This window comes from Macrococcoides bohemicum, assembly GCF_003259675.1.
Lineage (GTDB): Bacteria > Bacillota > Bacilli > Staphylococcales > Staphylococcaceae > Macrococcoides > Macrococcoides bohemicum.
In genome coordinates this window covers 521,057-545,042 of record NZ_PZJG01000001.1, presented here as the reverse complement: position 1 = coordinate 545,042, position 23,986 = coordinate 521,057, and the positions used below count along the sequence as shown (strand labels likewise).

Here is a 23,986-nt window from a genome sequence, read left to right as displayed (position 1 = left end):
TCGAACTGATAGTTATAGTCGAAATAATGTGTATATGTTATTGATATATATACCACTGCCCTTTGTGTACCTAGTACCTACACATGTACTACTGCCCTATGTGTGCCTAGTACCCATACATGTGCTACTGTCCTATGTGTGCCTAGTACCCATACATATACTACTGTCCTATGTGTACCCAGTACTCATACATATACTACTGCCCTATGTGTACCTGGTACTGCTATGTATACCACTGCCCTATGTGTACCTGGTACTGCTATGTATACCACTGCCCTTTGTGTGCCTAGTACCCATACATATACTACTGCCCATGTGTACCCAGTACTCATACATATACTACTGCCCTATGTGTACCCAGTACTCATACATATACTACTGCCCTATGTGTACCTGGTACTGCTATGTATACTACTGCCCTATGTGTACCCAGTACCCATACATATACTACTGCCCTATGTGTGCCTGGTACTCATACATATACCATCGCCTTATGTTATATGATTCTAATACTTATAACATTGATACGAGATATATTATTTTTAGTTAACTACAAACATTAATAATTATGCTACCGCTTCATATATTTTATTTTACATAAGAAAACAGGCCCCAAGATTTTGGGAACCTGAATTATATCTATAATTTAACGAAATTTTAAAATTCTTTATTAAAAGAGATTTTTATCATAGTATTCTCTGAACACTTTACGTGATTCTTTTTCTATATTTTCTTTAAAATGATTTATATAGTATTGGTCATTCTTATCTTTATAAATAAACACATCTGATCTTGTTAAGTCCAATGTTGTAGTATTAAGAGATACTTCACTAACTTCTTTAACATATCTCATTCTGTTATTTCTTCTTGCTCCCATTCTTTCAATAACAGCTTTTTTATTAAATAATTCATATACTTCTTTAAGTTTTTCATCAATTTCTTCTAAAATTTTATTATGTTCCTGATCAATTAATTTATATTCCTTACTAAACATCACTCTAAAATTTTTAACTTCTTTCTCACTCACATTATTCTCAGGCTTTATTAATTCATCCTCGATTTTTAGAATTTCTTTTTCGTGCGTATTTATTAATTCTTGCATTTTTAAAACTTCTAACAGATTTTTTTCTTTGTTTGTAATACTGATTTTATTTTTTAATTCTTCAATTGCTCTTACTAAATTTGTACGATTACTTAATAGAGCGTATGATCTTTCTTTCTTTTCTTTAATTGGTTTCAATAATTTAGGTAAATTGTCCTCTAAACCGTCAATTTTCACTTCTGTTTCTTGTACTTGATTCTCTAAACTTTCTTTTTTCAATAATGGCATTTATTCCATCTCCTTTTATTTATATTAGATTAAAATATTATTTTTTGTGACTTATATCTAATTTCCTAATATTCTCAATATGTTTTTTGTAAGCTTTTTTCTGAATAGAGTTATTAAAAGAATTAATATGTGCATTTTTCTTTAACAAAATATTATTTTGTAAAGAGTTTACTTTAAATATTCCTGGAAGATTAAGGCCAACATTTGATATTTCACCCAAATATTGATTTCTGTACATTTTCCTCATTTAACAAATCTCCTTTCTTTAATTATTTCTCTATACTAAGCAGAAATAAGTTATTCTTTATATATTTCTAATCCTAACAACAAAGCCAATTTTAATAATGCTTCTTTTTTTATTTTGTAATATTTTGTTCTTCCGATACATAAATCATAATAAATATCATAATCACTTGTTTCATTATCAGATAGAAATTTATTAATGATAATATATTTTTCATCTTCGTTTAACTGTTCTACTATCTCAAAAAGTAATTCCTTTAGTTGATTTCTTTCTTCTATAAGTTTCTCACGTTTAAGGTTTTCGTATGCTGATCTTTCAATAGCATTTAAACTTCTTACTGTAGAAGTAGGCATAGAATTATATGATTGAGTGATTTTTGGCATAGTTCTTTCAGGTAATACCCTTATTAGAAAGTTATATCTCTTTAATAAAGCATTAACATTTTTTATAGTGCTTTTAATATCAATGTGTTTTATCATTGTTGCATTTAACATCTATTACCTCCATCCGCTTTTTATAGGATGTTTGTTATTACCTCTGTCACCATAAATAACAGTATTTAATCAAAAATTGTATTATTTACAATTATTAAACATCATTATTAGATCGGACTATCATCCTTATATTTTTTAATAAAGAACGGTTATTCTTAAACAAGAGTTTACATAATCTAATTATACTATTAGCCGTTTCAACCAGGTTAAATATACAGCTGTTACACATATTGCGATTTTATTCTTATATCATCACCACCGCTTTACAATATTTTCAGAAACATGATTGCATGTTATATTAGTATTATATTTATCTACACACTTTGTCTGTTGCTCTTATAAATATGTATGCTTTGTTACCCCTCGCTTATAACATTGCATATATCATTTATTGGAGCTTTTTTATTTTTGTTTTTCAAAGTTCCTTCTCTAAATCTTTAGAATAAAGGGGGTCGTGAATCGCTACCCCCTCAATACATTAAAATGAATTATTAATATTTTATCTTCATTCTTAGATGCCCTCGTAAAACGCTAGGTCACCACTATGAATGTAATAGCTCACTATTAATTAAATCTTGTAACCGCTTCTTACGTCTCTTACGCTGGATAGACATATTTAATAGTCTTTCTTGTTTCAAATTTTGTATATACATTAAAACAGTATCATCTTGCTGTATACTATTACTTTTCTCTTTACGTTTAAGGTAGTTATTACGATTTAACTCTTTCATACGTTCGGCAATACGCTTTCTATACTCTTTCATGTATTCCTTTCTATCTACCTTTCTCATGCTTCCTTACTCCTCTCTTATTTCTGAAGCAATTATATTTTAATTCCGCTTTCTAAAATGAAATATTATATGGCATGTATTTAATTTTTACTTCTTGTTTTATATCTTTGATCTGCACTAAAGATTACTTAGTACAGCTACTCTATTTAATTTTAGTAGATATTCCTAACTAATTTACTTTTACAGCTTGACAAGTGTAGTTATTACTACGCTTGTACACTTGTTAGAATTTATATTGTTATTCTTCATCTTCATATATTTTTTAAAATTCTTCTTCATCTCTAGTTGGTAGCTTAAATGTTCGGTCTGGTGGTGGTGTCCTCTTCGGCTTTGTTACTCCGATACTACTTTTACTACTGTTTTTAAAAAATAATATAAATAAGATTATAGTGATTATTACTAGGTTAATTGATAGATTTATCATGTTAATTCTCTTTATTCCTTTCTTACTTCTGATTAATTACTTAAATGTTTTATCTGGTGGCTTTGGTTCTCTTTTCGGATCCAGTTTACCAGTTTCATAAATATCCCCATGTCCATTCCTACCTAATGTAATACCTATAACAAATGACGATATTATCAACATTGTCCCGGCTAGTAGAAAACACATTCTTTTCACTCCATTGTTTTATTTTTTACTTATTCTACTGTTGTAATAATTATCGTGATTCTGAAATTAATAAATGCTTCCAACAATCAGAGAACGGAAATCTCCGTTTTCTAGAATTAAGTTAGGATAACCCAAAAATGTGTTATTCTAATTTTTTATTTAAATGCTCATAGAGAGTCGATAACGATAAATGGTATTATTTATCATCTTTCTATCTATCGGCTCATTATCGAGTAAATACGTTTAAACATTGTTATGAATAACATTCGTTTCCTAATATCTTTATCCGTCCATATAAACTTTAAAGCTATCCAGGTTATATATAATTTGTGTTTAAAGCTATGACTTAATAATCCTACATGTAAGTTATGAATTTCTAACTTTGAATTTCTTACTCCAGCAATAAATTTACTTTCACTAACATCAATAGGCTTTCTTGTTAATAGTAAACCGTTATTAAAATCTATTTTCTTGTCCCCATTACTAAGTGTGGATATTTTCATATTCCCCCCCTATCTTAAAACGCTGGTAATGTTCTATAATCATCTCCAACTACTTTTATTACTGATGTTGTAGTTCTATCAAATAACCTTGATTTTATTCTTTGCATATTCTTATTCTTGCTAAAGTCATCATTACTTAAATTACTTGTGTATATATTTGCTCTTCCCTGTCGGACTTCGATAATATTTTCAAGTGTATTTATTTCGTAAGGTGTTCCTGATGTCACCATGATGTCATCTAGGATAAAGACATCACATTTTTCAATAGTCTTAAATATCTCTGTTTGAGTCATATCATTTCCTTTATCCATTGTTTCTCTGATATTTCTCATAAGCGTTGGAAAAGATATAAAATACACGCTAAAACCTCTTTTAACTAATTCTTTTCCGCATGATATAGATAAATGTGTTTTACCAGTTCCCATTGATCCAAGTACTGATAATGTTTTCGGTTTATCTTTATCCAATGAGTTAGCATAATATTTAAAGCCTTGATACATATTCCTAATACTATCGGTTAAATCTTTTTCGAATGTTTCAAAAGTAGATTTTTTTAAGTTTTCAGGTATCTTACTTATCCTCCAGTAGTAATGGATTTTTTTAGATGATTTAGTTCTTACATTAGCTTTTATATTACAGTCACACATTTTCTCTATATGGTCATCATATTCTGCAATATCACAATTTCTACCACATTTCTCACATTTAACATTGTATCTGACATTTATCAGCTTTCCTTGAACCAAGCCTTTATGTAAAAGGTAATCGTTTATTGCTATAGGATCACTAATTTCAAATGATTTAGCTATAATTTCTTTCATAATGAGCCTCCTTAAAAGTAATAACTTTCATATGCCTTATATTCTTCTTGCGTAAATGAAGCTATACCGCTCTTTTCCTTTTTCAACTCTAAGGCCTGGAATGATAAATCATATCTATCTCCGTATTTATTTGTTACTCCGTTTCTATCGTTGTTATAGCTGTATGAATGTTTCGGTTGATTTCTTTTATCTTCAAACTGTTCAACCGCTTCAAGTGTCTTTAACTGTTGCTTACGCCATTCTTTTGTTAAGTAATCAATGAAGCGGTAATCACGATTACCAGCAAGAGCCGACTTCTTAATGGCGTATAACATAATCTCTTTACCGAACATATCAAAATCATCTGATAGCTTATTAATAACTGTTAGTGGTGGTGTCGCTTGTATATCATTTTGATAAAGATTTATAACTTCTGCAAAGTCATTTTTCTGATTAGGCTCTACTACAACATTATTACTCATTATTAATTCATTATTTACATTATTGTTTGTGTGCTTTTGATATGCGTCCGTTTCTTTTTCGAAATGCATTTCTGTCGTTTCTTTGTCGCTATCGTGTTTCATTTGCGTTTCGTTTGTGTCGTTTCTTTGTCGCTTTTTAATTTCTTGATTTTGATACTTGTCATAGTTTACAACGGTTATAACCGTTTTTTTAGTGTCGCTTTTTATTAATATCATTCCGTCATGTTGTAACATATCTAGATACTTTTTTACTTTATTATTCGACCATTTCCATCTGTCGCATAATTTGCGTATACTGGTTACTTTTTGACCTCTTTTTACAGTTATTAACTCATTTCCTAATGTAATTTTTTTATCTGTATGATTAACCATTAGTAATATATCTATCCAGGCTTCAAATTTAGAAAAAGTTCTATCTTCTTCATAAATCCAATGATTTTCTATGCTTCTATACAAACTTATCCACCCTGTCATATTACCTACCTCCATCTTAAAAAAGTTCAGTAAAATTCTTTATAATATGATAGAATAGGCATATAGATGTCCTGCTATTTTTATGAAGTATTTTTAAATGTAAATACTACAAATTAAGTTTCAAGTATTGAATATCTAATTTTTATAAAAAGGTTCTAACATGTCATTGGGGAATGTGCTTGTTAGAACTTTTTTAATTGCGCTATTCTTCATATTACTTATTCTGCTTTTTCTTTCTTTAATGCTTTAATAGTTTGTTCTAACATAGCAATATCATTCTTTAATCTATTGATATAAAGAAGTAATAAATCATTACTTTGTTCATTACCAAGTCTCATTTCATAAAATGATCTTCCAAATTCAAAAAATTCTTCATGTGTTTCTGGAGATTTTCCTTCAAAATAATCTTCCGTGTAATAAGTATTTGTTATTTCTAATCCAGTTAATTTTTCTAACGTAACATTTAATGATGATTTAACATCTTGTAATTCAACTAATATTGACATATTTTATCCTCCGATTTTTATAAGTATTTTTTGTGCATAGAATATAAATATTTATCGAATTCATCTAAGTTAATAAGTTTTAATGAAGATGATAATTCTACATAAACACCTGGAAACTGTTGTTCATCTAAATTTTCTAGCCATCTATAAACCGTTGATTTACTTACATCATAGATATGTGAAATAGTAGAAATTTTAGCGAACCTTTTATTTTTCATATATATTTCCTTTGGAGACATATAAGAATTTTCAATATTAGGTTTTTCCATACTTATTAAATTAGTCATTTATAGAACCCCCCTTTTTATATCATTGCAAATTACTTCATAACTTAAGATCCCTAAAGATAAGAAATAACTTAATGATAAAAAGCCCAAACTAGTATTAGTAAATGTATTGCTTACACAAAAAATAACAATTAAATAAATAGATGATTTTAATATTCTCCACATAAAATCTCCCTCCCACATATTATTTTTGTACGGTTTTCTGTACAACTTCTTTAAAAAAATAATCATTAATTTTTGAGCTTTTAATTTTTAATAGTTTACACATCAATTTGATTTCATTTTGTTTAAAAAGTGTATTATTTGAAAGTTTTTCATTCAATGTGGTTCTACCTATAGACATTTCCTTAGCCAATTTAGTTTTAGTATAGTTCATTTCATTCATTCTCTCGATTAATAGAGAATAATCAAATTTTACATCCGACATATAAAACCTCCTAGTTCAGTTTTCTGTACAAAACTATCTTATTCTATATAATTAAGTATGTCAACAAAAAATGCACAGAAAACCGTACAAATTTTATTGAAGTTTATTATATATAGTGGTATATTCCTTTTTAGAGGAGGGATAAAATGACTTCATTCAGTAGTAGACTTAAATTAGTTCTAAAAGAAAAAAACATATCCCAATCAGAATTATCAAAGAGTACAGGTATTGGAAGAAACTCAATAAGTGACTATATCAATGGAAAGTACGAACCCAAAAACGATAAGTTAAATCTTATTGCAAAAGCTTTAAATGTTAATGAAAAATGGCTTGCTGGTTTTGATGTAGAAAAAGAAAGAATTAATGAAGATCTAATATACATGAATATTGGAAAGCAAATATATGATGAAATTATTAAATCTGATGTTTTAAATGATTATGATATAAAGGCTCTAAATTATTTTAAAGATACTTATGAATTCGAATCGATATTAATCTATTCTATAAAAAAAATATTATCTGTACCCTTTTTAGAAGAAACTTTCAGATCTCCCCAGGATATAATAGACAAATTACCAACACATAAATCAGTTATCTATTTTTATTTTTTGCAAACTTTTAAAGATTACTATAAAGATATGGTAAAAACAAATGAAAATTTAATCTTAAACACTTTAGATTCATTGTATTATCTAAAGCCTGATGAAGAAATAGATAGATACCCTGAGTCAATGAAAATAGAATTCGATGAAAGAAATATATATGTTCTAGATATATTAGAAAATAATTTATCACAACAACTTATTAATGACATAGATAATATACTTGATAATGCTATGAAAAAAATTAAAGATTTGCAAAATAAATATCCTATGTCAGAGAGTAAAAAAATTGCTTATCTCTATAATCTAGCCATAGAAGATATAGATGAATTTGAACAATCAATTAAAGAAATTGAAATACACCCTCAAAATTTCGCTTCTAAAAAAGAATATATAGATTATCTTGAAAATATTATTAACGAGTACTATCAAAAACATAAGTAAAAATTAATATATTTAAATAGTTATGAGGTGATTATATGTGGTGTGAAGCATTTATAGACAAAGAAGGTAATACTAGGTACCGCTTCTATGAAAAATATAAAGATCCCCTCTCTGAAAAATGGCGACGCGTGTCTGTAGTCATGAATAAAGATACTAAACCCTCACAGAAAGAAGCTATGAAGCGGTTAGATGAGAAGATAAATGAAAAGATAGGTAATACTGCTAGTAAATCACTGAATAGCTTAACCGTTCATAATGCTTGTGATGAATGGCTTGAAATATATACAAATACATCAGGAGCAAAAAGAACAACAATCCTGGAAAAGAAAAGTATTATAAAAGCTATTAAATTAAAAGTTCCTGAAGATGATTTAATAAAGAATTATAAATATAAGCAAGTACAAGATATATTCATAGCCTGGAATAAAGAAGATAGAAGTAAATCAGCAATGACAAGTTATAAATCGGTACTGAATCGAGTATTTAAGCATGTATCAGTTGTATATGGCCTTACAGATATAAGTTTCTTGTCTGATATTGTAGTTCCTAATAAGGCTAAATCTTTAAAGGACATAGAAAGTAAGCGAAATAATTATCTTGAAATAGACGAGTTAAAATTACTCATTAATGCAATGCATGATTTAAACGCACAGAGACGCATTTCAACGAGAAAGAGAAACAATATGATAATTCCCCTTATAATTGAATTTCAAGCTCTAAACGGCATGCGTATTGCTGAATTATTGGCAATTGAAAAGAGTAATATAGACTTTAAAAACAAAAAGCTATTAATTAATGGATCTATCATTTGGGAGACTAACAAAAAAGATGGTACTTTTGGTGTGAAAGACACAACAAAAAACGAGGGAAGTTATAGAACTATCTCACTTTCTGATAGAAGTATTCAAATATTAAAAATAATAATGCTGGAAAATAAGAAATCAGCACATTGGGAAGATGATTATATAGATCGTGGTTTTGTTTTCACTAATACTTATGGTAATCCTATTCATACTAAGAAAATTAACGAAAAATTGGCTTCTACAGTCGATTTTATTAATTCTAATGATAAATACCCTAAAAAAATAAAGAAGCGTATAACGACTCACACATTACGTCATACGCATATATCTACTTTATCACAGTTAGGTATATCGTTAAAAGCCATTATGGAACGTGTAGGACATACAGATCATAAAACAACACTTCAGGTATATTCACATGTTACTGAAAAAATGGATAAAGATTTAATAACAAAATTAGATGAAATATCACTTACATCATGACCTAGCTTATTGCAGGTCATTTTTTATTTGAAGCAATCATTTTATTAATATCTTCAATATTGAGTGTATTATTATAGTCAAAATTTGATAATAAGAATTAAATTAGATTGGTATAGCCGATATTTAGGCTCTAATATAATTAAATACGCTCAAAATTAAGCATATTGATTAATGTGCTTATACAAGCGAAATGTTGGGACTATCACTTTATGTTCACAAATTAAAATTAGTTTGTGTACATAAATATAATACGTCCATACTTGGACGTATTATAATAACCCCATATTTGGGGATATTAATGAATACCAACTTGCCTTTCTGTAAATGTGGTTATAATATGTTGTGTAGATTTAAGGGCATCTTGAAACACGCACCCCATTATACATTAAAAAAATAGTTTGATTAGACTTTTTAGGATATATAAAAATTCATAATACAACACAAAGATGTGGTGTACTAATTTTTTAGGGTGCATTTATTGTTTACTCATTTTGACTATGCTCAATGAAAGTTTTTGTTTAGAGAACAGTTATTCTAAAGATAGGTACATTATTGTACTAATTTATTTTTGTTTTAGTAAGCTAAATTTTTATTGTAAACACACTAACTAAAAGTTATAGTGCCTATACGTAAACATTGTTTAATCATTATTTCAAAATAAAGCTAAAACGTATATTATACGTTTCAGCTTTTATCTGGTCTAAGAGTTTCTTAGTCTAGATCATATAATCACGATATACATAATATATAGTGGTATTACTATAAATAAATTTAAAATAGGTTTTACACAAGTTATCTTATTTATTGTTAATTCCAAATTACTTACACTTTTAACGGAACGTACGTTCTGGTATAATTTTAAATAAATATAAAGTATTAAAATTTAAGGATGTGTTTTTGATGTCGTTTATTATCTTTCTTATTACATCTGGTGTGCCAGGTTTATTGACATATATTTATCTTAGAGAAACCTCAAATATTGGTAATCAAGATGAATTTATGAAAAAATGTACACTTTCTGCTCTCTCTATTCTGTCATTAATAATTTTTTTATTATTTTATGGTTGGAATATGCAAGAGTATAAATTAAACAACTTAATTAAAAATTTCGATTTAATTTATATACTTCTAACGTTATTTCAAACTTTAGCAATTATTTTTCTCATAAGTATTTTAATTTTACCAGCTCTTTTTAGATTATATTCATCAAATATAAACAAATATCGAAAAAGTAGAAATTTAACGAAAAAGAACTCTTTATCAGTTATAGAAAAATTATTTGAAGATGAATCACACTTAATATTCATCGAACTATATGATTATGAAAATAACAAACTCAAAACAAAAGGATGGTTAATTAATTTTGAAATTACAAATCAAGATCAACTTAATTTAACTGTTAAACCATGTAAAAATTCAATAAATGAGGATAAATTTAAAGATGATATTACAGAAAAATTAAAATATATTAACTCCGAGCAAAATTATATAATCGAAATTCTAAAATTAAAAAAGCAGATATAAAATCTTTAATCCTCATTAAAGTAATAACTTTCTTCTTGTGCAGTAGGTGGTTTTCTTTCATGAGAGCCATTCCTATAATTTTTATAGTCAGAATTCGGGTCATAACGCTTTTCTATATCTTCATTAATAGGTCGTTGTCCATTATTTGAATTTTTTTTATTAGAACTATTATTTTGCCCTTTATTAAAATTAAATGTCATTTCTTCATCTCCTACAGCTTACTTTTGTAAGCTTTTTTACGTATGTATCTTTAAATTTGTTTGCAATTGACTATTTATATCTCATAGATTCCCTATACTGTTGTGCTATTGGCTCTTTATTAAATTTAACTGTATTGTTATGATTTTCTTTAACAACCTGTTCAACTTCTTCTAAATCAACATTAAAGAACTCTTTTCTATGATTTACTTTGTTTACTTCTCTATCTCTAAAATGATTATGTAATATATTCTCAAGTCTTGGTGCATCTTCAGAAAATATTAAAGCATGAACATCAAATTCAAATGGTACAGATGCATCACCTAATTCTTTTATTCTATCCATAGGTTCTAAACGTCTAGTAACACCTATTTTAAGCACCTTTTCACCAAACGAACCAATATTAGAAATAACATATACATAACCTGCACGAGTATTTAATAAACGGTTTTCTACATCTTTTTTATCTTCTTCTAATTGCTCAACTTTACCATTTAACTCGTTAATTTTATCAACATATAATTGTTTTTGTACCTCGTCACTTGATGAAGCTAAGTATTTCATTAATTTACTAATCTCTTGATTAAATTGTTTTTGCTCTTTAGCAATCTCATTCTTCTTCTTTTCGAGTTCTCTTTCAGCTTTTTGTTCTTCTGCTATTCTAAGTCTTTCTTCTTTTCTAATTTCAGCCTCTTCTTGAAGTTTTATTTGTAACCTGTGAAATAGTTCTAATTTTTTTAATTTAATTTGCAAAAAGCTATCTTCTAAATGAACACCATCTGTTTCAAATAGCTTATTTAATTGTTCAAAGTTCTTAATAATCCTGTTATAAGTAGTATCAAAATTATTTGAAGTCAATTTATTAAATAAGAACTCACATTCGACATTAAACAAAGTAATAATTTGTTTTAATTGATTTTTAGCATGTTTCTTATTATCAATGTCAGTATTATTAATTATTTCATTAACATTAGATGTTCTTTTTTCTTGCATATTCAAATCATTAATTTCGTTTTTAATATCATATGATGACATGTCATCAAACATATTAATAGGGTATAAGAGATTAAAATTATAATCTTCAAGTTTCGGTTTAATTTGCTCAGTAATTTCGTTTAGAATATGCTTTTTGTTCTCAATATCTTTTTCTATTTTAATTAAGATATTTTTATTGCTATGTATTTTTTCTTCTAAAGTTTCATTATCCGTTTGTAATACTTTGTTTTCTTCTTGTCTATTGTAAATACTATGTTTGACATCATATAGATCAGGTATATATTCAACATCTTTCTTTGAAACACCTATAAATTTAACAAGTAACATGATAACTAATATTAAAGTAAGTAATGCGAACGTAGGTTCAGCAAACGTTAATAAGCTAGAAATTACTATAACAATACTAATAAAAGTATATAAACCACTCTTTTTAGGCTCAGTTATAGAATTATTATTAATATTAGTTTTAATTTCAGCATTTCGATTTTGATTATCATTAACTTTTTCTTTATCCCATTGACCTGTTTCTACTAACCATTCATATACAATTCTATTTTTATCATCTTCAGGTAGCTTTTTAAATTTTTTCTTATCTTCATTATCTAATGTCTTTAAATAATCAGATTGTTTATATGATATTTTAAATATCTCTTTCATATTAAATTTCTTCAAAAAATTTCTCCTTTTTTAAGACAGATTAGTTACTTTTTAAAAACTTTGCCCTTTTTCTGCCCTTTTTTTAATCAAAAATTTTAAAAAAGTAGTTATAGGTTTTCAAAAAGCCTATAACCACAATATTTTATTAACTAAATTATAATTAGTACACCCAAGTAGCTGTTACTAAGTTGTAATCTATAATTTCTTCTTCTTTGAACCATAATGCGATTTCTTTTTCTGCTGATGCTACTGAATCAGAACCGTGAATAATATTTTTACCAACTGTCATACCATAGTCGCCGCGAATTGTTCCTGGTGCACTTTCAGCAGGATTAGTTTTACCAACTAATGTACGTCCAATTTCCACTACATTCTCCCCTTCTAATACCATTGCAAAAACTGGTCCAGAAGTAATGAAATCAACTAATTCTCCGAAGAAAGGTTTTTCACTATGTTCTCCGTAATGTGTCTTGGCTAAATCTTCAGACACTGTCATTAATTTAGCACCTACAATTTTAATCCCTTTGTTTTCGATGCGTTTTACGATTTCTCCTACAAGTCCTCGTCCTACGCCATCAGGTTTAATCATTAAGAAAGTTTTTTCCATTATTTATCCCTACCTCATTGTTTTTTGTGTAGCCTAGAATATTTTATCATTGTAAGCGATTTCTTTCAATTCCTAATATACGCGATAGAGCATTTTTTCATGTATTTCCAGAAGGTATTTTTTTTCATCGCTATCCGGTAATTGATATAAATGATATTTTGCTTTTTCCGCATACTGTTTACTTAAGCGTTTTGTAGCTTCAATGCCATAAGTTCTTACATTGTTGATAATAAATTCAAATATCGCTTCGTTTTGTTCATTTTCCAGATTGATTATAGTTTGTTCTAACTTTAATCTTTCAGAATTATCTTTATTATTTATAGCAGCCATTAATGGATATGTGATATGACCGTTACGAATATCGCTAGCAACAGGCTTACCTAATGTTATTTCATCACTTGTATAATCAAGCATATCATCAATAATCTGATAGCTCATACCGATATAATGTCCAAATTTACGAATATGGAATAATGATGCTCGGTTAACCTCCGTACTCATCGCACCTAATACACAGCTTGCTTCAATTAAAATCGCTGTTTTACGATTAATACGACGTAAGTATTGTGTAAATGATATAGGATACTGGAATCGATCTGCCATCTGATCAAATTCCCCGAAACATACTTCAAGAATTGTTTGACTAAATACTTTATGAAAATCTGTATGATTAATATCACTGATATTTGTTAATGCTTTAGCCAGTAAAAAGTGACCTGTTCTAAGTGCAATATCTTTATCAAATGCAGCATGTACACTCATTACGCCACGACGTTTATCACTATTATCAATGTAATCGTCATGTACCAAACTTGCCATATGAATTAATTCTAAGCTTACTGCGGTATTTAGGAGATGGTTATAATGATTATTATCACCCATCAAACCAGTAAGTAGGACAAACATCGGTCTGACCCGTTTACCACCTGATTGCAAAGTATGCATACTTGCCTGTTGTATCACATTAGAGTTGCTATGAATAACTTGATTTAATTGTTGTTCAACTCTTGTGATATGTGGTTTTAAATATGACTTATAACTCATTGCAATCATCCATTTCTTTTATTATTTCTTAGGTTTGTAAGCTTTATGCATAGCACTAACGCCACCGGTAAATCCTTTAAATTTAATATGGGTGAAACCCACACATGCCATTAATTTTGCTAATGTATATTTATCAGGGAAGTCAAAAGCTGATTGTTGTAACCAGCTGTATTCTTTCATTGATTTTGCAAATACTTTTCCGAATAATGGCATAACGTATTTGAAATACAATGTATATCCTTCTTTAAAAACAGGCATGGTCGGATGACTTGTTTCTAAAACGACAATCATGCCACCTGGTTTTAATACACGATAAATTTCAGCTAAACCCTTCTCAAAGTCCGGCAAGTTTCTTAATCCGAATCCAATTGTTACATAATCAAATAGATTATCTTCAAAAGGCATATCCATGGCATTTCCATGAATCAGTTCAATGTTGTCATAACGCTTTACTTTCGTCTTTGCTACTTCGAGCATGTTCTCACTAAAATCAAGTCCGGTAACGTGACCGCCTGTTCCTACCGCATTAGCCATCTGAATTGTCCAGTCACCTGTACCACAACAAACATCTAAAGCTTTTGAACCCTTTTTTACTTTCATTTGCTTCATCGTATATTTACGCCACGCTTTATGTTGATTAAAACTAATAATGTCATTTAATTTATCGTATTTTGTTGAAACGTTTTGAAAGACGTTATGTACCATTTCAGTTTTTTCTTCGCTTGTCATTGGTTTTGACATTTAAGCCACCACTTTCATCTATGTATAGTTAAGCCATAAAAGGCATTACAAAAATATTATCAATTTGTTCTTTCAATGCAGGATCATTTGAATAAGAAAATTGTTGCTTAAGTTCATTCTGTTTTGCGACACAGTCAGTAAGTATCTGATAATGATATTGTTGAAAAGGAGATGCTAAATAACGATAGAACAAAGCGCTTAATAAATCAGTTGACAGCACATATCTATCTTTATTGCTATCGTCCACCAAATCCTGCATACGCATACTTGTGTCAATCGCAAGTATTGCACATTTCGTCTGATCATCAACATCTAGCATTGTCGTCTGTGTTAATATTTCCGGATTAACTGGAATCATTTCAAAAAAAGGATATCGTTTCTTTAATTCGTCAATATCATTTAGAAATCTTTCATAATAACTCATCTTCTATACCTCTATCGCTTATTCTTTTTCTATTATAACTTAATATTTGAAAATTTAAACAAGATTAAACTGATTATGACAAAAATAAAAAGCCCTAATAGGGCTTTTTATAACACAATTATTTAACTGCGTCTTTTAATGCTTTACCAGCTTTAAATGCTGGGACTTTGCTAGCTGGAATATCGATTTCTTTACCAGTTTGTGGGTTACGGCCCTTACGAGCAGCACGTTCACGAACTTCAAAGTTACCAAAACCGATTAATTGTACTTTCTCACCATTTGATAATGATTTTTGAATTGATTCAAAAACAGCATCAACAGCTAAACCTGCTTCTTTTTTAGTTAAGTTAGCACTTTCTGAAACCGCATTGATTAAGTCTGTTTTATTCACGTCAATTCACCTCCCCAAAGGTTATGTAAATGATACGTAAGTATCATTCTGTAATGACTTTAACATAATAAACGTTGTCACTGCAACGATTAATACAAAAAAATAAATAAATTTTTCATTTTAATGCTCAACTGTTCTGAAAATTGGCTCATTTTTCTCATTTATTGTATAAGGAACAGAATATGCTGGTAATACTGGAGAATCCTTGTAAAGAATGTATCTGATATCAGTACCTTTTTCTAACTTAAGATTTTTTTCATTAATCTTTTTGCCAAGGTCAATTGCATAATCAATTTTAAACTCATTTCCACCATTAATATAAATCGGTAAACTTTCATCACTATATGGACTTTTTACTGTTGGATACTTGTTCAGACCATATTTTTTATAGTCAATCTTATAAAGGTTCGGTCCAATTTTTTTACCTAAAGCGAGCGTATCAGATTTTGTCTCAAGTCGTATTCTTAAATTTTTCAAAGTTTCAGAAGTTCTTAAGTCGATTAATTTAACAGTAGGATTTTTTTCAACATCCATCAAAACATACTGATAGTACCCACCCATTTCAAATGAACTACCTGGTAACTGAGATAAATATTTTGGTTTTAATTTTTCAAAGTCAACAGGATGTTTCAAGTAAATTTCATAGGACATATCTCTTTCTTTAATTGGTAATAAACCACCGCTATCTTTTTGATAGCTATCGACAGCACTTTGAACCATTTTTAACTGATCAACAGGCGCCACTTGATTTTGAGCGAGTTCCTCTTTCGGATACATACAGCCTGATAAGATAAATGATACTGCAACCAGTAATCCAAAAATTCTTTTACCCATGACTCGACCCACCTAACACTACAAACATGAGTAATGCACTTAAAATAAGTGCTATATAAGCTAAACCTGTAACAATTACATTTAAAATTTTATTTTTTACTTTAAAACGCGCTACGTAAATTAACATCATAGCAAGTAACATAAGACCTAATGAATAAAAAGAAACCCACATTAAGTCCATTTTAGATATATTGAACATAATTTCCCTCTATTCATTCTTTTTTTCTCGGCTCATCAGTTCCATGACACCAGTATTTACATCTAATCCTTCAAATAATAATTTATAGAGCGCAGTAGTTATCGGCATTTCAACATTAAAAGCTTTAGACATTTCATAAGCTGCTTCAGTAGTTCTAACACCTTCAACAACCATTCCCATCTGAGCTAAAGCCTCATCAAGAGTTGCTCCTTTACCAAGCATGTTCCCGCACTTCCAGTTACGCGAATGTACAGATGTACACGTTACAATTAAATCTCCAATTCCGGCTAAACCTAAAAATGTCATTGGATCAGCCCCCATCCTTGTACCAAGTCTTGTGATTTCAGCTAAACCACGTGTCATAAGTGCAGCTTTCGCATTATCACCATAACCTAAACCATCTGTGATACCTGCTGCTAATGCAATAATATTTTTCAATGCACCACCGATTTCAACACCGATTAAATCATCATTTGTATACACTCTGAAATATTCATTCATAAATAAATCCTGAGCAATACGAGCAACAGATATATCTTTTGATGCAACTGCTACCGTCGTCGGTTGTTTAACAGCAACTTCCTCTGCATGACTTGGACCACTTAATACTCCAACGCCTTTTAATAACGCAGCACCCATTTCCTCTTCAATCATTTCAGAGATACGTTTAAAAGTTAACGGCTCGATACCTTTGGAAACATGAATAATTATTTTTGGTGCATCACTTACTTCATTGATTTGAGCCGTTACAGAACGTATCGCTTTTGTCGGAACAGCTAAAATTAATATTTCAGCATGTAACACTGCTTGTTTCAACTCAGTTGTAGCTTTTAAACTTTTATTCAATTGAGTCTCAGGTAAATATTTATGATTCGTATGCTGCTCATTTAATGCTCTAATTGTTGTTTCAGTTTTACCCCACATCAAACAATTATGACCGTTATCAGCGAGAACATTTGCTAGTGCTGTTCCCCAGCTTCCGGTACCAAATACAGAAACGTTTGTCATTAATTACACCCCTTAGTTTCGTTTACGGGCAATAATATGAACTGGTGTGCCCTCAAATCCAAATGCTGCTCTTATTCTATTTTCAAGGAATCGTTTATAAGAGAAATGCATCATTTCTACATCATTTACAAAAACAACAAATGTCGGTGGTTCAATAGCGACTTGTGTTGAATAGAAGATATTTAATCGGCTGCCGTTATGTGTTGGCGTTGGGTTCATTGCAACAGCATCTGTTATAACTTCATTCAAAGTACTACTTTGAACACGTTTACGGTGATTTTCACCTGCTTCATTGATGAACGGGAATAACGTTTTTAATCGTTTGCCTTCTAAGGCAGAAACGAATGCAATACGCGCATAATCTAAAAATTGGAAGTTCTCTCTTACTTTGTCTTCAAATTTCTTCATCGTTTTAGAATCTTTTTCAACTGTATCCCATTTATTTACAACGATGACGACAGCTTTACCCGCTTCATGTGCATAGCCGGCAATTTTCTTATCCTGCTCGATAATACCTGTATCAGCATCAAGCACTACCAATACAACATTTGATCTTTCAATCGCTTTTAATGCTCTCAGTACTGAATAACGTTCAGTCGTTTCATATACTTTACCTTTTTTTCGCATACCAGCAGTATCAATCATAACGTATTCCTGATCTTCAAACGTATACACCGTGTCAATTGCATCACGCGTTGTACCTGCAATAGGTGACACGATTACACGTTCTTCACCTAATATTGCATTAATTAAACTAGATTTACCTACATTTGGACGACCAATTAAAGAGAATTTAATGACATTATCATCATATTCCTCTTCAGGTTGTTCAGGAAAATGTTTACTTGCTTCATCCAGTAAATCACCAATACCTAAACCGTGTGAACCAGAAATCGGGAAAGGTTCTCCAAATCCTAAAGAATAAAACTCATAAATATCTGTACGCATTTCTGGATTATCAATTTTATTCACTGCCAGTACCACTGGTTTACTTGATTTAAATAATAATTTCGCTACAAATTCATCCTCAATCGTAATACCATCGCGGCCATTAACCATGAAAATAATGACATCTGCTTCATCGATTGCAATCTCAGCTTGCGCACGAATTTGTTCCTGGAAAGGTTCGTCACCAAGTTCTATACCACCAGTATCAATAATATTGAACTCATGTGTTAACCACTCGCCGCTTGAATAAATTCTATCTCTCGTAATCCCCGGCGTATCTTCTACTATTGAGACACGCTCTCCGATAATCCTATTGAAGATTGTAGATTTGCCGACATTCGCTCGGCCTACAATCGCTATTGTTGGTTTTGTCAATTTTGTTCTTCCTCTCAAATAATATCTGTTCTATTTTAACATAGAAAGTGTGTTTATCAAATCGATATAAAAAATGCCGATATGTATACAGTATAATCTGTATACATATCGACATCTAAAAACTATATTATAAATTTAAACCTTTGAATTTATCTCCGAAAACATCACCTAAAGTTGGTGCGTCTTCGTCAGTTATAGTTTGATTATTTAAATAAGAAGTATCAAAGTCTTCAGTTTGTTCTTCAGTTGCTTTAATAGATAAACCGATACGTTTTTCTTCTTTATTAATATCTAAAATTTTAACTTTTACTTTTTGACCAGCTTCTAATACTTCACTTGGATTTCCAATATGATCGTGACTGATTTGAGAAATATGAACAAGTCCTTGTAAACCTTTATCAATCTCAACAAATGCACCGAAGTTCGCTAGACGCATTACTTCACCTTCAACCACATCTCCAACTTTGAATTTTTCATCAATTGTTTCAAATGGTCCAGGTAATGCAGCTTTAATAGATAATGATACACGTTCATTTTCAGGATCAACACTTAAAATTTTAACTTTAACTTTATCACCTACTGATAATGCATCTTCTACTTTATCAATATGGTCATGTGTAATTTGAGAAATATGAACTAATCCATCAACATCGCCTATATCTACGAAGGCACCGAAGTTTGTCATACGTAGCACTTCACCTTCAACAACTGCACCTACTTCCAATTGTTGCAGACGTTCTGATTTTAAAGCTTTGTTTTCTTCAGCTTCAATCACTTTATGGTTCAAGATCACTCTATTTTTTTCTTGATCTAACTCTTCAATTTTTAAAGTTAATACTTTTCCAACATAATCAGAGAAATCTTCAATATAGCTTGTAGAAATTAATGACGCCGGGATAAAACCACGTAAGCCAACATCAACAACCAATCCACCTTTAACAGCTTCTTTAACTTCAGCTTCTAAAGTTTCACCGTTTTCAAATTTTTGTTGTAAAGTTTCAAATGATTCAGATTCATCTAATTTACGTTTAGATAAGATGTAGTGACCATCTTCTTCTTTATCTTCAATCTTAGTCACATAAGCTTCAATTTCATCGCCAACTTTAACAACATCTTCCGCGTTCTCAACACGTAAGCTTGATAATTGGCTGATTGGAATAATTCCATCATATTTAGCACCATCTAATTGCAATACAACATGTTTCTCTTCAATTGATTGAACAGTGCCTTTTACTTTGTCACCTTCATTAATTTCTAAAATCATGTTTTCGTTAAATTCTTCTGTCATTAGGGACGCCTCCTCAAAGTTTACAGCTTATAGCTTATAATAAACTTCTTATAAATTGATGATAAAGTCAAGAAATTCGCTTTAATTCTCAATAATTTCACGTGCTAATGTAATGATTTTACCTTTCACCGCTTCTATCGTCATACCAGTTGTATCAATCTCGATAGCGTCATTCGCTTTAACTAAAGGTGAAATTTCCCGAGTCATGTCGAGATGATCACGACGTTCTATATCTTTAACGAGATCTTCGAAATTTGCTTCAATTCCACGCTGCTGATTGTCGATTAGTCTTCTTTCAGCACGTTCAGTAACAGAAGCTATCATATACACTTTAAGTTCTGCATCAGGAATCACATGTGTACCGATATCTCGTCCATCCATTACAACACCTTTTGCTGCTGTCAATTCCTGCTGAATACCCACTAATTTTTCTCTTACAGCTTTTTGACTTGCCACATGACTTACATTCAAAGTAACATCATTTTCCCGAATGCGTTCGGAAACATCTTCACCATTCAAATAAATTTTTTGACCGTTGTCATTTACGATTTTCAAATTGATATTTTGAACGAGCGTTTCTAAACCTATTGCAGGTTGTGCTAAATGCGCAAGTGTCATTGCACGGTACATCGCACCTGTATCGACATAAACCATGCCAAGCTCAGCTGCGACAAGTTTTGCAATGGTACTTTTTCCAGCAGCAGCAGGACCATCCACTGCAATATTTATCTTTTTCATCTTATTACCTACCTTGTCGTTTAATCTTAATTATTTTATCATAGTAGTTATACGTTGTATATTTGGAGGATAAAAATGAAAAATATTCTTGTGATGCATACTGGCGGTACAATCAGTATGTCAGAAAATGCGGAAGGATACGTTACAACAAACGAAGTCAATCCGATGTCGAATATCCAGTTAGATGCTTATGCTAACATTACTGAAATCCACCCTTTTCAAGTGCCCTCACCACATATTACCATTCAGCACATGAATGAACTTAGAAAGAAAATTATTCAGGAAATCTATAATGAGAATTATGATGGTATCGTAATCACTCATGGAACCGATACTTTAGAAGAAACTGCATATTTTCTGGACTTAACACTGAATGTAAGTATTCCGGTCATATTAACTGGTGCAATGCGTTCTTCAAATGAGATTGGATCAGATGGATTATATAACTATATTTCTGCGATAAAAGTCGCATGTCACGAAGCAAGTCAAAATAAAGGCGTATTAGTCGTATTTAACGATGAAATTCATAGTGCAACTAACGTCACTAAAACACACACATCTAATACGAGTACTTTCCAGAGTCCTAATTACGGACCACTCGGTATCGTCACTAAAAATAATGTTTATTTCCATCATTTACCGATATTGAATCATCCACTTGTAAAAGTAGATGAAACAAAAAAAGTTGGATTAATCAAAGCACATAGTGATCTTGATGAAGCATTACTTTCATTCTTTGCAGATCAAAACTACGATGGCTTAGTAATCGAAGCACTAGGACAGGGAAATTTACCGCCTTCTAGTTTAGCCGGCATCAATAAACTGATTGATGCAGAAATTCCGGTAGTACTTGTATCTCGCTGCTTTAACGGCATTGCAAGTAATACATATCACTATGAAGGTGGCGGCTATGAATTAAAGGAAAAAGGACTTATTTTCTCGAATGGATTAAACGGTCAGAAAGCAAGACTTAAACTATTAATTGCTTTAAGCAATCATTTGAATCAAGATGATTTAAATACTTATTTCAGCAAATAAAAATAGGACATTGCTGTCCTATTTTTATTTTGACTTTTTAGCTAAAATGCTTTCTACAATCATACCACCATGAAATTTTCCATTCTCGATAAAAATTGTATTGGCATCATTACCTGCTGCAATAACACCAGCTATATACAGATTTTCGACATTTGTTTCCATTGTTTCGCGATCGTAAAATGGCGCAGTACCATATTCATTTGTCACAAGTTCAATACCCATTGATGCTAAAAATTCATAATCCGGATGATAACCGATCATTGCAAACACTGTATCATTTTTTATATTGATTTCACCGTCCGGCGTATTAATCGAAACAGTTGATTCATCAATGTTTGTTACATGACTTTCAAAATATAATTTAATTTTATCATGATTAACAAGAGATTCATAGAGCGGTAAAATCCATGGTTTCACACTTTTAGAATAAGTACTTCCTCTATACACTGCAGTAACGCGTGCACCAGCCTTCTCAAGTTCTAATGCAGCATCAATCGCTGAATTCTTTCCACCGATGATTAATACATCCTGATCAAAATAAGGATGTGCCTCTTTAAAATAATGGTGCACCTTTGGCAGGTCACTTCCCGGAACAGCGAGTGTATTATGCTGACCATAATAACCAGTCGCAACTGTAAGATATGTACATTCATACGTCGCTTTACTCGTACTTACGACAAAACTATCATGAAGCTTTTCAACTTTAATCACTTCTTCATTCGCATGTATTGTTAAATCATGATGCTTGACCACTGTGCGATAATATACTAATGCCTGGTTTCTTTTCGGTTTATGCTCTTCTACAATAAAGGGCACATCACCGATCCCTAACTTTTCACTAGTAGAGAAGAATGTTTGATGTGTTGGATAATTATAGATTGCTTCAACCACATTTCCTTTTTCAATGACAATATTTTCAATGCCAGCTTTTTTCTGTTCTATACTTGCAGATAATCCACATGGACCTGCTCCAATAATAATACTTTCAATCTTAAACACTCGTTTCACCTTCCGAAAAAAAAGAGACTCCGGCTAAAGAGTCCTCTTTTATTAATTATCTTCCTGAATATCTAATACTTTAAATCCATTTTGTTTTAAATATTTAGTAAACTTCTTAATATTTTTATGGTCTTCAACTTTAACAATCATTCTGCGATGCATTTTATCTGTTTCATCAAATGTAACAAACGAAATCGCATTTAATTTAAATTTAGATAGAGCTGAAGCTAGACGTTTAATACGTCCTTCTGCATCAATAGAAGTAATCGCAATACGTACACCCGGTTTACTCATACCAAATGCAGATTTAAATTGTTCCATAACATCATATCGCGTGACCACACCTAAAAATTCATTGCGGTCATTAATAATACTAAGTATCGGAAAATCCTGTAAAGTTAAAAATGATTCTTCAAAGAAAGTTGAATCGTTTACACTATATTCATCTAACGGTAATATATCACCAATTTTTGTCTGTTCAACAAATTCATCACGTAATTTCGGCGTTTTCATAAAGAAGAAATGTCTAAAGATTTCATATTTTGTAGCGGTACCTAAATATTTTCCTTCTTCTACTACAGGCATACCGTCAATACCATGATGCTCTAATTTATCCAATACACTTTTAATTGTGTCATTAGGATTTGCAACGTAGCATTTTTCTTTAGGTATCATAATTGTTTTTAAGTACATAAAT

31 protein-coding genes are annotated in these 23,986 nt (G+C 30.4%); 4 read left to right on the top strand and 27 right to left on the bottom strand.

Annotated features, from left to right (window positions below):
- Positions 1–185 precede the first annotated feature (185 nt).
- From BHX94_RS12800 to BHX94_RS03555, 12 genes are all read right to left on the bottom strand, one after another.
- Positions 186–332, bottom strand: a complete 147-nt coding sequence (locus BHX94_RS12800) for a hypothetical protein (protein WP_170120746.1) — start codon at positions 330–332, stop codon at positions 186–188.
- A 338-nt stretch (positions 333–670) separates the two neighbouring features.
- Entirely contained in the window at positions 671–1,330 is a 660-nt protein-coding gene (locus BHX94_RS03600; protein ID WP_111744932.1) for a hypothetical protein, read from the bottom strand.
- A gap of 37 nt (positions 1,331–1,367) precedes the next feature.
- Entirely contained in the window at positions 1,368–1,577 is a 210-nt protein-coding gene (locus tag BHX94_RS03595; RefSeq protein WP_111744931.1) for a hypothetical protein, read from the bottom strand.
- A 50-nt stretch (positions 1,578–1,627) separates the two neighbouring features.
- Positions 1,628–2,068 carry an ArpU family phage packaging/lysis transcriptional regulator gene (locus BHX94_RS03590; RefSeq protein ID WP_111744930.1) on the bottom strand — a complete coding sequence of 147 codons (441 nt, stop codon included), beginning with the start codon at positions 2,066–2,068 and terminating at the stop codon, positions 1,628–1,630.
- Between the two features lie 542 nt (positions 2,069–2,610).
- Positions 2,611–2,859 carry a hypothetical protein gene (locus BHX94_RS03585; protein WP_111744929.1) on the bottom strand — a complete coding sequence of 83 codons (249 nt, stop codon included), beginning with the start codon at positions 2,857–2,859 and terminating at the stop codon, positions 2,611–2,613.
- A gap of 460 nt (positions 2,860–3,319) precedes the next feature.
- Positions 3,320–3,469, bottom strand: coding sequence for a hypothetical protein (locus tag BHX94_RS12795; RefSeq protein ID WP_170120745.1), 150 nt, complete (start codon positions 3,467–3,469; stop codon positions 3,320–3,322).
- Positions 3,470–3,684: 215 nt separating this feature from the next.
- Positions 3,685–3,972 carry a hypothetical protein gene (locus BHX94_RS03580; RefSeq protein ID WP_111744928.1) on the bottom strand — a complete coding sequence of 96 codons (288 nt, stop codon included), beginning with the start codon at positions 3,970–3,972 and terminating at the stop codon, positions 3,685–3,687.
- 14 nt (positions 3,973–3,986) lie between these two features.
- Positions 3,987–4,793 carry an ATP-binding protein gene (locus tag BHX94_RS03575; protein ID WP_111744927.1) on the bottom strand — a complete coding sequence of 269 codons (807 nt, stop codon included), beginning with the start codon at positions 4,791–4,793 and terminating at the stop codon, positions 3,987–3,989.
- An 11-nt stretch (positions 4,794–4,804) separates the two neighbouring features.
- Positions 4,805–5,728, bottom strand: coding sequence for a DnaD domain protein (locus BHX94_RS03570; protein ID WP_170120744.1), 924 nt, complete (start codon positions 5,726–5,728; stop codon positions 4,805–4,807).
- A 218-nt stretch (positions 5,729–5,946) separates the two neighbouring features.
- The gene (locus BHX94_RS03565) at positions 5,947–6,234 is read right to left on the bottom strand and encodes a type II toxin-antitoxin system toxin TscT (protein WP_111744925.1); all 288 of its coding nucleotides are present in this window, start codon (positions 6,232–6,234) and stop codon (positions 5,947–5,949) included.
- A gap of 17 nt (positions 6,235–6,251) precedes the next feature.
- Positions 6,252–6,521, bottom strand: coding sequence for a helix-turn-helix domain-containing protein (locus BHX94_RS03560; RefSeq protein WP_111744924.1), 270 nt, complete (start codon positions 6,519–6,521; stop codon positions 6,252–6,254).
- A gap of 184 nt (positions 6,522–6,705) precedes the next feature.
- Positions 6,706–6,948: a DUF739 family protein gene (locus BHX94_RS03555; RefSeq protein ID WP_111744923.1), complete on the bottom strand. Its 243-nt coding sequence runs from the start codon at positions 6,946–6,948 to the stop codon at positions 6,706–6,708.
- 146 nt (positions 6,949–7,094) lie between these two features.
- Between BHX94_RS03555 and BHX94_RS03550 the strand changes: the two genes are divergently transcribed.
- The 3 genes from BHX94_RS03550 (at position 7,095) to BHX94_RS03540 (ending at position 10,804) form a co-directional block, all read left to right on the top strand.
- Positions 7,095–7,994: a helix-turn-helix domain-containing protein gene (locus BHX94_RS03550; protein ID WP_111744922.1), complete on the top strand. Its 900-nt coding sequence runs from the start codon at positions 7,095–7,097 to the stop codon at positions 7,992–7,994.
- Between the two features lie 35 nt (positions 7,995–8,029).
- On the top strand, positions 8,030–9,280 hold the full coding sequence (locus BHX94_RS03545; protein ID WP_111744921.1) for a tyrosine-type recombinase/integrase: 1,251 nt from the start codon (positions 8,030–8,032) through the stop codon (positions 9,278–9,280).
- Between the two features lie 900 nt (positions 9,281–10,180).
- Positions 10,181–10,804 (top strand): hypothetical protein, encoded by a 624-nt coding sequence (locus BHX94_RS03540; protein ID WP_111744920.1) that lies wholly within the window; start codon positions 10,181–10,183, stop codon positions 10,802–10,804.
- Positions 10,805–10,809: 5 nt separating this feature from the next.
- On the opposite strand, the gene BHX94_RS03535 is transcribed toward BHX94_RS03540, so the two are convergent.
- The 13 genes from BHX94_RS03535 to cmk all read right to left on the bottom strand — a co-directional run bounded on the left by BHX94_RS03535 (position 10,810) and on the right by cmk (position 21,252).
- Positions 10,810–11,004, bottom strand: a complete 195-nt coding sequence (locus tag BHX94_RS03535; protein ID WP_111744919.1) for a hypothetical protein — start codon at positions 11,002–11,004, stop codon at positions 10,810–10,812.
- Between the two features lie 70 nt (positions 11,005–11,074).
- Positions 11,075–12,670 (bottom strand): SNIPE associated domain-containing protein, encoded by a 1,596-nt coding sequence (locus BHX94_RS12975; protein WP_111744918.1) that lies wholly within the window; start codon positions 12,668–12,670, stop codon positions 11,075–11,077.
- 145 nt (positions 12,671–12,815) lie between these two features.
- Positions 12,816–13,262, bottom strand: coding sequence for a nucleoside-diphosphate kinase (gene ndk, locus BHX94_RS03525; protein WP_111744917.1), 447 nt, complete (start codon positions 13,260–13,262; stop codon positions 12,816–12,818).
- A gap of 72 nt (positions 13,263–13,334) precedes the next feature.
- Positions 13,335–14,306 (bottom strand): hexaprenyl-diphosphate synthase large subunit, encoded by a 972-nt coding sequence (gene hexs-b / locus BHX94_RS03520; protein WP_242446644.1) that lies wholly within the window; start codon positions 14,304–14,306, stop codon positions 13,335–13,337.
- 21 nt (positions 14,307–14,327) lie between these two features.
- Positions 14,328–15,035: a demethylmenaquinone methyltransferase gene (locus BHX94_RS03515; RefSeq protein WP_111745087.1), complete on the bottom strand. Its 708-nt coding sequence runs from the start codon at positions 15,033–15,035 to the stop codon at positions 14,328–14,330.
- Positions 15,036–15,075: 40 nt separating this feature from the next.
- Positions 15,076–15,471: a hypothetical protein gene (locus BHX94_RS03510; protein ID WP_111744915.1), complete on the bottom strand. Its 396-nt coding sequence runs from the start codon at positions 15,469–15,471 to the stop codon at positions 15,076–15,078.
- A gap of 118 nt (positions 15,472–15,589) precedes the next feature.
- Positions 15,590–15,862 (bottom strand): HU family DNA-binding protein, encoded by a 273-nt coding sequence (locus BHX94_RS03505; protein WP_096076444.1) that lies wholly within the window; start codon positions 15,860–15,862, stop codon positions 15,590–15,592.
- 120 nt (positions 15,863–15,982) lie between these two features.
- On the bottom strand, positions 15,983–16,696 hold the full coding sequence (locus BHX94_RS03500; RefSeq protein WP_111744914.1) for a hypothetical protein: 714 nt from the start codon (positions 16,694–16,696) through the stop codon (positions 15,983–15,985).
- Positions 16,689–16,895, bottom strand: a complete 207-nt coding sequence (locus BHX94_RS03495; RefSeq protein ID WP_096076442.1) for a DUF2768 family protein — start codon at positions 16,893–16,895, stop codon at positions 16,689–16,691. The genes BHX94_RS03500 and BHX94_RS03495 overlap by 8 nt, the downstream gene beginning before the upstream one ends.
- A 9-nt stretch (positions 16,896–16,904) precedes the next feature.
- The gene (locus BHX94_RS03490; RefSeq protein ID WP_096076441.1) at positions 16,905–17,903 is read right to left on the bottom strand and encodes an NAD(P)H-dependent glycerol-3-phosphate dehydrogenase; all 999 of its coding nucleotides are present in this window, start codon (positions 17,901–17,903) and stop codon (positions 16,905–16,907) included.
- Between the two features lie 12 nt (positions 17,904–17,915).
- Positions 17,916–19,226: a ribosome biogenesis GTPase Der gene (der, locus tag BHX94_RS03485; RefSeq protein WP_096076440.1), complete on the bottom strand. Its 1,311-nt coding sequence runs from the start codon at positions 19,224–19,226 to the stop codon at positions 17,916–17,918.
- Between the two features lie 127 nt (positions 19,227–19,353).
- Complete coding sequence (gene rpsA / locus BHX94_RS03480) at positions 19,354–20,514, bottom strand: 30S ribosomal protein S1 (protein WP_111744913.1); 1,161 nt, start codon at positions 20,512–20,514, stop codon at positions 19,354–19,356.
- Between the two features lie 81 nt (positions 20,515–20,595).
- Positions 20,596–21,252, bottom strand: coding sequence for a (d)CMP kinase (gene cmk / locus BHX94_RS03475; protein ID WP_111744912.1), 657 nt, complete (start codon positions 21,250–21,252; stop codon positions 20,596–20,598).
- 75 nt (positions 21,253–21,327) lie between these two features.
- On the opposite strand from cmk, the gene BHX94_RS03470 reads away from it, so the two are divergent.
- Positions 21,328–22,290 carry an asparaginase gene (locus BHX94_RS03470; protein WP_111744911.1) on the top strand — a complete coding sequence of 321 codons (963 nt, stop codon included), beginning with the start codon at positions 21,328–21,330 and terminating at the stop codon, positions 22,288–22,290.
- A 24-nt stretch (positions 22,291–22,314) separates the two neighbouring features.
- Here BHX94_RS03470 and BHX94_RS03465 read toward each other — a convergent pair whose 3' ends face one another.
- Together BHX94_RS03465 and BHX94_RS03460 are read right to left on the bottom strand one after the other, a co-directional pair.
- Positions 22,315–23,289 (bottom strand): YpdA family putative bacillithiol disulfide reductase, encoded by a 975-nt coding sequence (locus BHX94_RS03465; RefSeq protein ID WP_111744910.1) that lies wholly within the window; start codon positions 23,287–23,289, stop codon positions 22,315–22,317.
- 51 nt (positions 23,290–23,340) lie between these two features.
- Positions 23,341–23,982: a CBS domain-containing protein gene (locus BHX94_RS03460; protein WP_096076435.1), complete on the bottom strand. Its 642-nt coding sequence runs from the start codon at positions 23,980–23,982 to the stop codon at positions 23,341–23,343.
- Between the last annotated feature and the right edge of the window lie 4 nt (positions 23,983–23,986).